Source organism: Balneicella halophila (genome assembly GCF_003096835.1).
In the GTDB taxonomy this organism is placed as follows: domain Bacteria; phylum Bacteroidota; class Bacteroidia; order Bacteroidales; family Balneicellaceae; genus Balneicella; species Balneicella halophila.
Genome location: NZ_QENZ01000004.1, coordinates 298,323 through 311,914, shown reverse-complemented (window position 1 = coordinate 311,914; position 13,592 = coordinate 298,323). Strand labels below are relative to the sequence as shown.

The window sequence follows — 13,592 nt, the reverse complement described above, 5'->3', positions numbered from 1 at the left end:
TATGGCAAAAAAAACAATCAAAACGAACAAAGAAGAAGTGAGTGTTGAGGATAAACTGAAGAGTTTATACGAACTTCAGCAAATTGATTCTGAAATAGACGAAATTAGAAAACTCAGAGGAGAACTTCCTTTGGAAGTAGAGGATTTGGAGGACGAGGTTGCAGGATTACAAACACGTGTTGCCAAACATGATGAGGAGCTGAAAGAAAGCACTGCTAGTATTTCAGCAAAGAAGAATGAGATTAAAGAACATCAAGCCTTAATCGAAAAGTACACGAAGCAACAAAACAACGTACGTAACAATAGAGAATTTAATGCTTTATCCAAAGAAATTGAGTTCAAAGAGTTAGAAATAGAATTAGCCGAAAAGCATATTAAAGAATTCTCTGCAACTGAAGATTTCAAAAAAGAAGCAATAAAGCAATCGAAAGACGAGCTCAAGCAAAAAACGGCTTTATTAAAAGAGAAAAAATCTGAACTAAAGGCAGTAATTGCAGAAACCGAAAAAGATGAGAAGGCTTTAGAAAAAAAATCACAAGCTTTGCTTGATAATCTTGAAGAACGTTTAGCCGTTGCCTATACTCGTATTCGCTCTAATGCTAGAAATGGCTTAGCGGTTGTTACCGTAAACAGAGACGCTTGCGGTGGCTGTTTCAATAAAATACCACCACAGCGACAGTTAGATATACGAGCTAGAAAGAAAATTATTGTATGCGAGCATTGCGGTCGTATTCTTGTTGATAAATACATCAATGACGACGACAATACCCAAGAGCAATTGGATATTGAAAAAGCAGCACAAAAGAAAAAGAGAACGGTAAGAAAACGTAAAGTGACAAAATAATCCCACTTTATTCTGAATATCTAAAAAAAAGAGTAACTTTTAAAATTAAGGTTGCTCTTTTTTTATTTAAGTATCCCAGATTATTCTTTAGATCTAAATTTAGCTTTAATCCATCGAGGTAGGATAATAGCCCCAATGATCAGATAAGGATAATACGTAATAATACGCCACAGCAGGGCTATTCCTATCGCTACACCAGCACCGGGAATAAATTCTGCTAAAAACTCTTTGAAAACAAACTCCGCGAACCCACTACCACCGGGTGTAGGACTTATAAGCATCAATATCCACATGATGAGCTGACGTCCGAAAATAATAAAATGTTCTGACCATCCGTAAGCGTTTGCCCAAAAGGCAACGAGTAAAGCATTGACAACCCAATAACGAGAAGTCCATGACATGAGTGTAGCAATAAATGACTTCACCCAAAAATTCCACTTGCGTGTACGCAAGCGATAGGAACTGTTTACCATATCTGTACCGACGGTATTCATTCTGCCTCTAAAACGTCTTAAAATCGGAAGTTTAAATACTTTCAATAAAAAATATTTCATACCTCTCGGATTATAAAACAATCCGTAGGTAAGCATACACGCCCACAAAAACTTTATAGCATAACCCACCAAACACAAATAAAGAATATTTTGGGCTAACCAAGCACTTCCTTCCTCGGCGTGTGGTATGTTAAACAAATTATCAGTATTTAAAAAAAGGAGTAAGAGAGGAAACATAATAATAAAATACAGCTCATCCAGAAATGATGTTGCCATAACAATTGCCGTACTTCTACCGAGAGGCACCCCCTCTTTATTGACGTAGATTACTGCTAAGCTAGTTCCTCCAATAGCCGAAGGCGTAACTGCAGAGGTAAACTCCCAAAGCATGATAACACGAAAAGCTTGTTTCCAAGTAAGGTCGGCTTCTGAAAGTATTTTGAGACGAATCATATATCCGAGGTCTCTCAGTCCCATAAAAAGACAAGATAAGAGCAACCAAAAAGCAGAAAATTTTGAAAAAGACAATGTATTAAAAGCTTCCCAAGAAAATTCTCTTGAAAACATATAGGCGACAACGCCAAGACCAATTAGTACTGGCAACAGCACCCGACTTGGTTTTATTTTTTCAGTAAGATCTTTCTCTGGATTACGCTTCTCCTCGTTCATTATACTTCATAAGTTGTGTATGCAAAGATAATGAAATGGGGATAAGAGAAAAACAAGTAAATGCGATATAATACTAAAGTAATATGATTCTTTATTAAATACTTAAAAGGCTAATGTTTTTAATGAATAAAAAGGAGTTCACGATACTTTGGAAGCGTCCACATCTCATCATCAACAATCAATTCCAATTTGTCAATATGATAGCGGATTTTTTCCAAATATGGTTTTACTTTCGTCGAGTATGCTTTTGCCTGTTCTGGTAGGTCTGTAATAGCATTAGATTCTTTACGAACTTCCACCAATTCTTTCACCATTTCTCTTATAGCTTTTACATGTTTAGATATCTTTTTAATGCTCTTCAATTGTGATCCGGCGAGATTTTGATAATCCTCATCATCAGAAAATAATTCTCTAATTCCCTTAACGTTAGTAATTAAAACATTTTGATAAGCTATAGCTGTTGGAATGATATGGTTTATTGATAAGTCACCAAGCACACGTGCCTCTATCTGAACAACCTTCGTATAAATCTCGTTGTTGATTTCAAAACGTGCCTCTAACTCACGTTCACTCAACACTCCATAATCCGTCAGTATTTTCACTGAAGATGCATCTTTAAAGACCTTGAATGCCTCTACTGCACTAGGAATATTAGGTAAACCTCTGCGAAGGGCTTCATCAAACCACTCTTGACTGTATCCATTACCTTCAAAACGAACGTTCTTGGACTCAATAATTACTTTGCGAATAGACTTTAAAATAGCTTCGTCTTTTTTCACGCCTGATTTAACCAAATCCTCAACACGTTTCTTGAAACTATTCAATTGATGAGCGACAGCGGTATTCAAAATCGTGAGCGGTGATGCACAGTTAGCTGTAGTGTAGAGCCGACTGCTCTAAACTCAAATCTATTGCCTGTAAATGCAAATGGAGAAGTACTGTTTCTATCAGTATTATCTAAAAGTATTTCTGGAATTTTTGCAATATCGAGTTTAAGCTCTGTTTTCTCTTCTGAACTCATTTCGTCGATAGCAATACTATTTTCAATATCATTCAAAAGTTGATCGAGTGTTCTACCTATAAATACGGAAAGGATAGCTGGTGGCGCTTCCTGTGCACCTAAACGATGTGCATTTCCTGCATCAATAATACTACTGATTAATAAACCGCTGTTGTCATACACTGCCTTTATCGTATTTACTAAAAAAACTAGAAATTGGGTGTTATTTTTTGGAGTGCCTCCCGGGGATAATAAATTTACACCCGTGTCAGTAAGTAAACTCCAATTACAATGTTTTCCAGAACCATTGATTCCTTTAAAAGGTTTTTCGTGTAATAAGACTTTAAATTTATGCTTATGGGCAATTTTCTCCATCAAAGACATAATTAACTGATTATGATCAACTGCAAGGTTCGCTTCTTCAAAAATTGGTGCACACTCAAACTGATTAGGTGCTACTTCATTATGGCGAGTTTTTACAGGTATTCCTAGTTTATAAGCTTCTCGTTCAAAGTGTCGCATAAATATACTCACACGCTCTGGAATGGCTCCAAAGTAATGATCATCAAGCTGTTAGTCTTTTGCCGCTGAATGTCCCATTAAGGTACGCCCGCAAAGTGCTAAATCAGGACGTGCATTATAAAGTGCTTCATCTACTAAAAAGTATTCCTGTTCCCAACCCAGCGTTACTTGCACTTTTTTCACCTCCCTATTAAAGAATTTGCAAACCTCAGTAGCTGCTTCGTCAATGGCTAAAAGTGATTTTAAATATGGCGTTTTAAAATCTAGTGCTTCTCCTGTATAGGAAATAAATATAGTGGGAATACAAAGTGTTTGGTCTAAGACAAACGCGGGTGAAGATGGATCCCAAGCAGTGTATCCACGTGCTTCAAAGGTATTAGGAATACCGCCATTCGGAAAACTTGATGCATCGGGTTCTTGTTGCACCAATAAATTTCCATTAAAACTTTCTACGGCATTACCATCTTTTGTGAGGGAAAAGAATGCATCATGTTTTTCTGCAGTAGCACCATTCAATGGATGAAACCAATGCGCATAATGGGTAGCTCCTCTTTCCATTGCCCACGTTTTCATTGCCGATGCTACTTGACTTGCGGTCTGTCTATTTTTCTTCCTTCATCTATAGCATTTATCACACTCTCATAAGCATCTTTCTCAAGATAGTTTCTCATTTTCTTACAATCAAAACATTTACTCCGTAGATGTCTGATATATTTTCACAATTTTCTACTATTGATTGTAATTCTCTTTTTTGAGCTTCTTCGACAGCTCTAAACCTAATGTGCGCCATAGATATCTTTTACTTCTGTAAATACTAAATCGAATATTCTTCGAATGTTTTTACAAAAATAGCATAAACAATGAGAAAATTTTTTAAGACAATAATTTCTTTACAGTATCAGCAATAGCCCTACCCTCTGCTTTACCAGCTAAAGTCTTAGAAGCGACTCCCATTACCTTACCCATATCAGCCATAGATGTGGCTCCAACTTTTGTGATCACATCTTTTATTGCATCTTCTAGTTCGTTAGCACTTAGTTGTTTGGGAAGGTAAGCTTCTATGTAGCTAGCCTCTTCCAATTCTTCATTAGCCGCTTCTTCTCTGCCGTTTTGCTTATATATAGTAGCAGAATCTTTCCGTTGTTTCACCAACTTTTGGAGCATTCTTATCTCATCTTCTTCTCTAATCTCTTTATTTTCTCCTTTAGTCTGCTCTAAAAGAAGAGCTGCCTTTATTGCTCGAAGTGCTTTTAATTTATCTGTTTCTTTTGCAAGCATGGCTTGCTTTATATCTGAGTTGATTGTTTCAATTAATGCCATTGTTTTTATTATTCTTTTTCTTTTAATTCATATTTCTTGACCGGACCATTAAAACGTCTTTTTGAAAAAATCTTAGACTGTGTTCTTTTGTGTGCTGGCTCTTTTGTGAGTTCCAAAATCTGCGCCTCTGTTAATGAAGGAGTCACCCACACCCTTTCTCCTTCAAAAATAGGCACTTTTCCAGTATCATCTTTATCAGCTTTGGCTGTTGGTGTTGCTACAGAGCCAAACGGATTTACATTCACTGACAAGTAGCGTTTGTCTAAAACACCTTCCAATTCAAAACCTGTTGCAATAATCGTTACAGATACTTGGTCGTTTAGACTTTCATCATAATTCACTCCTGTGATAATATTTGCATCTTCACCAATTGCACTATCTACATAATTAGCAATATAATCCAATTCTGTTAATTTAATAGCATGTTCTGGCGATGGATTGAATGATATATTCAAAAGAATCTGTTTTGCTTTACGTACATCACTACTCATTAGCAGTGGCGAGGTTAATGCCTTTTTTATTGCTTCTAAGGCTCTATCTGGACCCGAGGTAGTTGCAGCACCCATAACAGCAACTCCAGAATTTAAGGTAACTGTACGCACGTCAGCAAAATCTAGGTTGATATGTCCATGTACGGTGATTAATTCAGAAATGCCTTTTACGGCTGTATTTAACACTCTATAGACACTTTCTTTAGCTTCAAAAAAGTTGTCTTCAGAATCAGCCAATTCAAAAACTTTTTCATTATTGATAATCAAAACTGAATCCGCGTACTTTGCTACCTCTCTGATGCCATTTAGAGCCACTTCCATACGTGCTTCACCTTCATCAATAGGTGGCAATGAAAGCACTGCGATTGTAAGCAATCCTCTTTCTTTGGCAATTTTAGCTATCATAGGAGCAGCACCTGTTCCGGTGCCTCCCCCCATACCTGCGGCAATAAAAACCATTTTAGCATATTGCTCAAAAATCTCATCAATTTTCTCGTGGTCTTCAATGACGGCTTGTTCACCTTTTTTAGGATCTCCTCCAGCACCAAAGCCTTCAAGAGTTTTGGTACCAATAGGTATTTTAACGGGAACTTTACTCTTGTTGAGATCGTGCATATCCGTATTACATACAAAAAAGTCAACTCCTTTTATTCCTTTTTCGTACATATAATTTAGAGCACGAACACCGAAACTCCCAACCCCCACCACCTTGATGATAGAAGCATGTTGCTTATCTGTAATCATATCAATAACGCTACGTTCCATAAATATTAAGTTTACATCTCAACATCATCTCTCACATCAGTACCTCCGAAAAAGTCTATCAGTTGTTGCATTCCACCGCCTCTCTTCGTTGATGTTTTTTTCTTTTTCAATTTTTCAATTGGATCAGGTCGTTTAGCTCCTACTTCCTCAATCTCTTGTTCTATCTCTGGTTTAGGGATTGATGCCTTTTCTCGTGCTCTACGTTCTGCTTCTTCTTTAGCTTTTAAGCGAGCTTGGCGTTGCTTTTCTTTACGCTCACGATTTCTTCTTGCTTTTTCTTCCAATTTATGAGCATCCTCTACTTTCATCCAATCATTATCTTCCTCATGCTCTACATCAATGGGGTGCGCAGGAATAGCTTCTTCTGTTCTGGTCGTTATGCCTAATTCATTTTCAGAGAAATTCGTTGCAATAATTGTAATAACCAGTTCATCTGACGCTAAATTCTCATCGATACGGGTTCCATGCTTCATTTCATGATAGCTACCCGCCATACGTCGCATATAGACGCCTACATTACGGCGCTCTTGCACAGATAATCGCTTCTCTCCTAATACAATATTGACTAATAAGCTTTTCGCTCCAGAAATATCACAATTGTCTAAAAGTGGAGAGTATAAAGCGGCTTTTATCGCCTCACCGACGCGATCCTCACCTCCTTTAGCACTTCCTACTCCGAAGACAGCCATTCCACTTCCCCTAAGCATACGCTCTAAGTCAGCATAATCAATATTCTGTTCGGCTGTTTTTGTAACAATTTCAGAAATACTCTTAGCTGCCATCACCAAAACTTCATTTGCTTTTCCACAAGCTTCAGGAAATGACAAGTCACCATACATTCGTTGCAGTTTTTGATTATTGATGATTAAAAGTGCATCAGAGACTTCTTCTAAGACTTCAATTCCAATAACTGCTTCTTTCAATCGCTGGCGTTCAAAACCAAACGGTGTAGTAACGATAGATACTACAACGAGTCCCATATCTTGAGCTATACGAGCAACAACGGGTGTAGCTCCAGTTCCTGTGCCACCACCCATGCCTGCAGTGAGGATAACCATCTTAGTAGTTCCTCCTAACATTTCCCTTATTGCTTCTTCACTCTCCTCTGCAGCATCTTTCCCTGATTGTGGGATACTTCCGGCACCCAATCCCTCTGTGAGACGGACGCCTATTTGCAATTTATGCGGTACGTGACTATGGTTTAAATCTTGTATGTCGGTATTGCAAACTACATAATCGATGCCATCAACCTTACGCTCATACATATCGTTTACGGCATTATTACCAGCGCCACCAATACCAACTACCTTAATTATATTATGGGAAGATTCTTCTTTATAATCCTCGTTTATTTGCAACTCCATTTCTATTTATTTTTACATTTTTGCATCATCACCACTGCCTCTACTTCCAAATAAACTACGCAATCCTGTAGATATTTTTTCAAAAAACCCAGACTGGTTATTAGCTTCTTTTTCAATCTCCTCATCTATCATATAGTGTAGCATTCCCAAAGCATTGGCATAATACAAAGCAGATAAATTTTTATTATCTACAAATACATCTTCTCTTAGCTTTGCTTCCCTAACGGGAACCTCAAATTTCTTTTCTAAAAATTCTTTCATTGAGTTTTGTAACGCTCCGCCTCCTACAAGAGTGATTGACTCTACAAAATCATCTAATCCCATTTTGCGCAACTGGTAACTTATTCCTCTGAAAATTTCATCTAACCGACATTGCACGACGGCTGATAATTGACTAACTCGTAAACTTCGACCTCCCCAGGCATCTGCTGAAGAGAAACTTACCTCTGCATTTTCCTCAGCCAGGTCAGCCAGGGCATGACTAAAATCTTTTTTTAAGGCATCAGCTTGCTTCATCGTTACGGGATAGCTACTCTTAATATCTTGGGTGACACTTTGACTGCCAAATGGTACGGCAAAGGATGCATACATAGCGCCATCTACAAACAAGGAGATTCTAGTAACATCAGCACCAAGATCTATAACCAGTACGCCTGTTTCCTTATCTTCTTCTGTGAAAATCACTTTAGAGGCATAATAAGGACTGAAAATGAACTCTGCGACATCAAAGCCTGCATTATTTACACATTGTTCTATATTAGAAATAAGTTTTTTGCTACAAGAGAAAATATTATAAATACCTTCTAACTTAATACCTTCCATATCCAAAGGATTCTGGATTCCTTTTATTTCATCAACATTATAGTGCTGTAAGAATACATCAAGCATAACCAATTCTACTTTGAGATAGGCATTCTCAGCATTCTCATATAACTCATCTAAATCATTATGGTCAATTTTTTTTCCCTCAGCAATAAACTTTTGTTGTGGCGTCCTAAAGCTCTCTACATAATAATTGCTCACCCCAACAATAATCAAGTCGTTCTCTTTTGCCTTTACATTTTTCAATGCTGTTTTAATACTAGCAGTAAACTTTTCAACATTATTGACGACCCCATAAGCAACACCTTGTGCAGGCACTAAAGTTGCATCAATAATTTCATGCCCTTCAAATGACTTTGTTCCAACTACAGCTTTTATCGAGTGGGAACCTATATCTATACATATTACTCTATCTCGTTGCATTAGCTTCCTTTTTTTTAACTACTACTTGGTTATCATATCGCAAGTCAATGGTTTCATAAGTCTCCAAACCATTAAACTTGCCTACCTTATTGATAAAAAGGAGTAATTTTTCTAACTTTTCAGCAACATTATCAGGCTTACCCAAATGGATTTTTCCTGATTTTGCCCTCAGATACAAAGTTAATTCTTCTTTAGAATTAACCATAATATAATCAATCATTTCAGACCAAAAAGAATGATCATCCAAATAGGCTTGAAATTGTAATAATTCCTTTTGCGCAAAGGACTCTGAGATATTTCCTCGGTACATATGTACTAAAGCAGCATATTTTGTTCCCGTAGGCATTTTGTAACCATCTTTATCCAAATAATAAGATGCTGTATCTGTCCATACACGCAATACCGGACTGCGTTGTGTTATTTCAATCCTGCAAGCATTGTCCGAAGAACGAAATACTTGTGCATCTTCTACAAAGGGATTTTTATTTATGGCTGATTCTAAGCTATTTTTATTAATGCTATCTAATTTTACATCTTTAGTATTTCCAAGTTGTTTTTCTGCAATCTTTAGTATCTCTTTTTTATTAACAAACTTAAATTGAGGATTGGTCATTTCCACAACAATACCATTTGCTTTAAACACTTTCTCCTCTTGTCCAATTCTAAAAAAGGCGAAAGCGAGATACACCAGAAGTAAAACTAATGGCAATCCAAATAATAATATTTTTTTTAGGTTTCTCTTCATACCTACTTCATCAGTTTAATGACTTCATTTGCAATATCATTGGCGGCATTGGGTTTGGCAAAATACAATATTTGTGTAGCTAATTGCTTACGCCTTTCTTCAGCCTTCATGAGCTGTATTACTTTCGGTACTAAATTTTGCTCTGCATCTTCATCCTTAACCAATATGGTTGCCTCTTTTTTCACTAGCGCCATTGCATTTTTAGTCTGATGATCTTCAGTAACGTTAGGCGAAGGCACAAGAATCGTTGATTTCCCTAAAACACTTAATTCTGAAATAGTTAGGGCTCCAGCACGTGAAACTACTATATCAGCAACACTGTATGCCCAATCCATTCTATCTAAAAATTTAAATAAATGCACATTTGATGGACAAGTATCATTAATCTGTCCTTTCAACTGCTCATAATAGTAAGCACCTGATTGCCAAATAATTTGGAAATTTTGTTTTCCTAAAAAGTCTAAATTTCTCTTCAAACTCTCGTTAAGAGTTCTTGCTCCCAGACTTCCACCAACGACTAATACAGTCTTTTTTGTACTATCTAGCCCATAATATTTAAATGCTTCAACTTTATCTATATTTTTATCTAATAAATCTTGACGAATAGGATTGCCTAGAAAAAAAAGCTTCTCCTTTGGAAAAAATCGCTCCATATTATCATAAGCAACACAGATTTTCTTTGCTTTATTAGCAAGTAGTTTATTTGTAATCCCCGGATATGAGTTTTGTTCTTGAATCAGAGTTGGGATCTTCATTTTAGCCGCTTGATGGAGAACAGCCGCACTGGCATAACCACCTACACCTACGACCACAGCTGGATTTTCTTTCTTCAATAACTTCCTTGCCATACGAAGGCTTTTAAGAAGTTTAAACAAAGTTATAGGCAATGTAACAGGTTTACTGCGTTGAAAACCACGAATTGGCAAGCCCACAATATCATATTCCGCTTTGGGTACACGTTCCATCTCCATCTTTCCTTCGGCACCAACAAAAAGAATTTGTGCATCTGGCAGGGCTTCTCTCAAAGCATTGGCAATAGCAACAGCAGGAAAAATATGTCCTCCTGTACCTCCTCCACTTATGATTATTTTAGGCTCCCTCATAATTTTTTCATTTAATTGTCATGATTTACTCTTGAATATGTTTTGCTAATTCCTCTTCTTCTTGCCGTTTCAGCCAATAGGTCACACTCAATATCATTCCGATTGAAAACCCAGTAACGAGTAACGATGTACCTCCTTTACTCACAAAAGGTAATGGCTGTCCGGTAACTGGCATGAGGCTGACTGCAACTGCCATATTCATAAAGGCCTGCAATACAATAATGGTGGTTAACCCAATGACTAAAAATGCGGGAAATGTGCGAGTACAACGTTGTGCAATCATTCCAGCACGATAGACCATTGCAAGGTATGCAAATATTAAGAAAAATGCTGCGAGTAAACCTAACTCTTCAACAATAATCGCAAATACATAATCTGAGTAAGGTAATGGTAAGACATAGCGCACATTGCTGTTACCCGGTCCCTTACCAATTATACCTCCTGTGGCAATAGCAGCCTTGGCGGCTTCTACTTGTTTCTTTTCATCTTCCCTGCGTTGCTTGCTAGCCAGAGCTATTTGCCGTTCTCTTGGTGTTTTAAGCTTGGCAAACTCTTCAGCTTCACGATTAGCTGCCTTTTCGGGTGCTACGAATCGTTCAACTCTATTTAGGGCTGTAGTTACCCGTCCTATGTTTGGTCTCCAATCAGTATTCACAGCTATCAAAACCACTACAGCAACTAGAGCCATTGCACCAAAGAAAAGTGATAGAATCCATTTTGTCCTAATCCTTCCAACTGCCATCATAATGAAAACGGTAAGTGCCATTAAGATGGCTGTAGAAACATTAGACGTCGCAATCCAAACAAAAACTATTGCAGTCACAGTGAAGATTCTTCGAAATGCCACATCATCACAGCCTTTAGCTGTTTGAAAAATAGCTAAGGTTCTTGCAACATAGATTACTAATAGAATCTTAATCAACTCAGAGGGCTGAAAAGTAAAACCAATGAAAGGAATAGTAATCCAACGCTTTGCACCATTTATAGTGACTCCAAAAAAAGTGAGACTTATTAATAAAATCAAAATTAATAATGGGGCGTAAGTAGCAATCTTTCGTATGTGATTATAATGAATGTAGTGTAAACTTACCATCACTAAAAATGCAATAATGAAGAACACTAATTGCACAAAAGTATTCTTCCAAGGATCGCCTAACGTATCTGTAGTGCTAAACATTAGCACTATCGAAACAAAAGCTAGTACTATGGTGGAATACCAGAGTCCCCTATCACTTTTTTTTATACGATCTCGTATATTCTGAAATATATTTCCTAAGTTTTCTTTCATACGATTATAACTTTCTCACAGCCTCTTGAAAAATTCTGCTTTCTTTATCCACATCAACTTTTACTCCCGCACAAAACAGCACAGCATCATCGCTTTCCGTATTTTTATATGCCCAACTTACAGCCTCATCCATAGTTTTGGAAAAATGTATAGCGCCGACCATAGGACGTAACAATTTGATGTATTTTCTCTTTGGAGTCAAAAAAACAATTCCTTTAACTTTTAGCATCAAAAGTTGTTTTAATTTTAGCAATTCTTGTAAATCATCTATATCTTTAGCAATAAGCGTAACCGGACAATGCATGCTTTCCAAAGAATACCAAATTGCATTAATACTCTGAGCTTTGGTATCATCTATAAAATTAATCCCTCGCAGGGATAGAAAATATTCTAATCGCTTGGGCTCATTCTTCATGTCAGCAAATTGTTCTGCATATTGTGCCTCTTTGGCTGCCATCATCTTATAATTAACTAAATTGATGAATGGATTATTTATATTTTTTTCTTTAATCATCATATTTAACGCATTTTTAAGGTAATAACTGTGAGTACCGCTAGAAAGATTCCAACAATCCAAAAGCGAGTTACTATTTTGGGCTCTGGAAATCCTTGTACCTGAAAATGATGATGCAATGGAGACATTTTAAAAATACGCCTTCCCTCACCAAACTTCTTTTTAGTGTATTTAAAATAGGAAACTTGCATGATCACAGAGAGATTTTCTATCAAGAAAATACCACAAAGTATTGGGATAAGTAATTCTTTGCGAATCATAATTGCAAAGACTGCAATGATTCCACCAATGGTCAAACTCCCTGTATCCCCCATAAACACTTGAGCAGGATAGGCATTATACCAAAGAAAACCTATCATAGCACCTACGAAGGCTGCCATAAAGACCACTAACTCACCAGTGTGAGGTATAAACATTATATTCAGATAATTCGCATAGATGAAGTTACCGGAAACATAGGCAAAAACGAGTAGAGTGCTTCCAATAATTGCAGACGATCCGGTAGCTAAACCATCTAATCCATCAGTCATATTGGCTCCATTGGAAACTGCTGTTACTATAAAAATAACAATGAAAACAAAAAGTATCCAAGTCAATATTTCTTGATATTCACCTGCAAAAGAAACAATTTTCGAATAATCTAATTCATTATTTTTAACAAAGGGAATGGTTGTTTTTGTACTTTTTACATCTATCGTTGTAGTTTGGCTAGATTTCCCCACACTACTTTGTATTTCCGTGGGTAGTTGTTCTCGTACAACAATGTCATTACTCATAAAGAAAGTGAGCCCGACTATGAGTCCAAGACCGATCTGACCAACAACTTTAAACTTTCCGGAAAGACCGCTTTTATCTTTTCTTACCACTTTGATATAATCATCAAGAAAACCTAATGCACCGAGCCAAACTGTCGTTATTACCATCAAAATAATATAGATGTTATCTAATTTCGTAAAAAGCAGTACTGGAATCAATATTGACAACACTATAATGAGACCACCCATGGTAGGGGTACCTTTTTTTTGCATCTGCCCTTCCAATCCCAAATCACGTATTTCTTCTCCAATTTGCTGGCGTTGCAACATTCTAATGATTTTTTTTCCAAAAAGGGTTCCTATCATCAGAGCGAATAGCAATGCCATAGCTGCACGAAATGAAATGTAATCAAACATTCCAGCACCGGGAACGTCTAATTCATTAAGATATCTGAATAAATAGTATAACATAG

General features: G+C 36.9%; 11 protein-coding genes and 1 pseudogene. 1 reads left to right on the top strand and 11 read right to left on the bottom strand.

All coding sequences use genetic code 11. The features are described from left to right. The first annotated feature begins 1 nt into the window (after position 1). Positions 2-844, top strand: a complete 843-nt coding sequence (locus tag C7377_RS06365; RefSeq protein WP_116496500.1) for a zinc ribbon domain-containing protein — start codon at positions 2-4, stop codon at positions 842-844. Positions 845-924: 80 nt separating this feature from the next. On the opposite strand, the gene C7377_RS06360 is transcribed toward C7377_RS06365, so the two are convergent. From C7377_RS06360 to mraY, 11 genes and pseudogenes are all read right to left on the bottom strand, one after another. Next, the gene (locus C7377_RS06360; RefSeq protein ID WP_116496499.1) at positions 925-2,007 is read right to left on the bottom strand and encodes a lysylphosphatidylglycerol synthase transmembrane domain-containing protein; all 1,083 of its coding nucleotides are present in this window, start codon (positions 2,005-2,007) and stop codon (positions 925-927) included. 119 nt (positions 2,008-2,126) lie between these two features. Further along, positions 2,127-4,319, bottom strand: a pseudogene (locus C7377_RS06355) (glutamine synthetase III family protein). An 83-nt stretch (positions 4,320-4,402) separates the two neighbouring features. Beyond that, complete coding sequence (locus C7377_RS06350) at positions 4,403-4,849, bottom strand: GatB/YqeY domain-containing protein (protein ID WP_116496498.1); 447 nt, start codon at positions 4,847-4,849, stop codon at positions 4,403-4,405. Between the two features lie 8 nt (positions 4,850-4,857). Continuing rightward, a complete protein-coding gene (gene ftsZ, locus C7377_RS06345) occupies positions 4,858-6,105 on the bottom strand; it encodes a cell division protein FtsZ (RefSeq protein WP_116496497.1) in 1,248 nt (415 codons plus the stop codon). 11 nt (positions 6,106-6,116) lie between these two features. Continuing rightward, positions 6,117-7,469: a cell division protein FtsZ gene (gene ftsZ / locus C7377_RS06340; RefSeq protein WP_116496496.1), complete on the bottom strand. Its 1,353-nt coding sequence runs from the start codon at positions 7,467-7,469 to the stop codon at positions 6,117-6,119. A 12-nt stretch (positions 7,470-7,481) separates the two neighbouring features. After that, complete coding sequence (ftsA, locus tag C7377_RS06335; protein WP_116496495.1) at positions 7,482-8,714, bottom strand: cell division protein FtsA; 1,233 nt, start codon at positions 8,712-8,714, stop codon at positions 7,482-7,484. After that, a complete protein-coding gene (locus C7377_RS06330; RefSeq protein ID WP_116496494.1) occupies positions 8,701-9,459 on the bottom strand; it encodes a cell division protein FtsQ/DivIB in 759 nt (252 codons plus the stop codon). The genes ftsA and C7377_RS06330 overlap by 14 nt, the downstream gene beginning before the upstream one ends. A gap of 2 nt (positions 9,460-9,461) precedes the next feature. Further along, the gene (murG, locus tag C7377_RS06325; RefSeq protein ID WP_116496493.1) at positions 9,462-10,562 is read right to left on the bottom strand and encodes an undecaprenyldiphospho-muramoylpentapeptide beta-N-acetylglucosaminyltransferase; all 1,101 of its coding nucleotides are present in this window, start codon (positions 10,560-10,562) and stop codon (positions 9,462-9,464) included. A 25-nt stretch (positions 10,563-10,587) separates the two neighbouring features. After that, positions 10,588-11,850, bottom strand: a complete 1,263-nt coding sequence (locus C7377_RS06320; RefSeq protein WP_116496492.1) for an FtsW/RodA/SpoVE family cell cycle protein — start codon at positions 11,848-11,850, stop codon at positions 10,588-10,590. Positions 11,851-11,854: 4 nt separating this feature from the next. Continuing rightward, complete coding sequence (locus tag C7377_RS06315; protein WP_116496491.1) at positions 11,855-12,367, bottom strand: Mur ligase family protein; 513 nt, start codon at positions 12,365-12,367, stop codon at positions 11,855-11,857. Between the two features lie 2 nt (positions 12,368-12,369). Further along, positions 12,370-13,590, bottom strand: a complete 1,221-nt coding sequence (gene mraY, locus C7377_RS06310; protein WP_116496490.1) for a phospho-N-acetylmuramoyl-pentapeptide-transferase — start codon at positions 13,588-13,590, stop codon at positions 12,370-12,372. Positions 13,591-13,592 lie beyond the last annotated feature (2 nt).

Bases quoted from the DNA above. Each gene is read 5' to 3' on its own strand.
- C7377_RS06350 (WP_116496498.1), bottom strand. From the start codon at position 4,849: ATGGCATTAATTGAAACAATCAACTCAGATATAAAGCAAGCCATGCTT.
- murG (WP_116496493.1), bottom strand. From the start codon at position 10,562: ATGAGGGAGCCTAAAATAATCATAAGTGGAGGAGGTACAGGAGGACAT.
- C7377_RS06320 (WP_116496492.1), bottom strand. From the start codon at position 11,850: ATGAAAGAAAACTTAGGAAATATATTTCAGAATATACGAGATCGTATA.
- C7377_RS06315 (WP_116496491.1), bottom strand. From the start codon at position 12,367: ATGATGATTAAAGAAAAAAATATAAATAATCCATTCATCAATTTAGTT.
- ftsA (WP_116496495.1), bottom strand. From the start codon at position 8,714: ATGCAACGAGATAGAGTAATATGTATAGATATAGGTTCCCACTCGATA.
- C7377_RS06330 (WP_116496494.1), bottom strand. From the start codon at position 9,459: ATGAAGAGAAACCTAAAAAAAATATTATTATTTGGATTGCCATTAGTT.
- C7377_RS06365 (WP_116496500.1), top strand. From the start codon at position 2: ATGGCAAAAAAAACAATCAAAACGAACAAAGAAGAAGTGAGTGTTGAG.
- mraY (WP_116496490.1), bottom strand. From the start codon at position 13,590: ATGTTATACTATTTATTCAGATATCTTAATGAATTAGACGTTCCCGGT.
- C7377_RS06360 (WP_116496499.1), bottom strand. From the start codon at position 2,007: ATGAACGAGGAGAAGCGTAATCCAGAGAAAGATCTTACTGAAAAAATA.
- ftsZ (WP_116496497.1), bottom strand. From the start codon at position 6,105: ATGGAACGTAGCGTTATTGATATGATTACAGATAAGCAACATGCTTCT.
- ftsZ (WP_116496496.1), bottom strand. From the start codon at position 7,469: ATGGAGTTGCAAATAAACGAGGATTATAAAGAAGAATCTTCCCATAAT.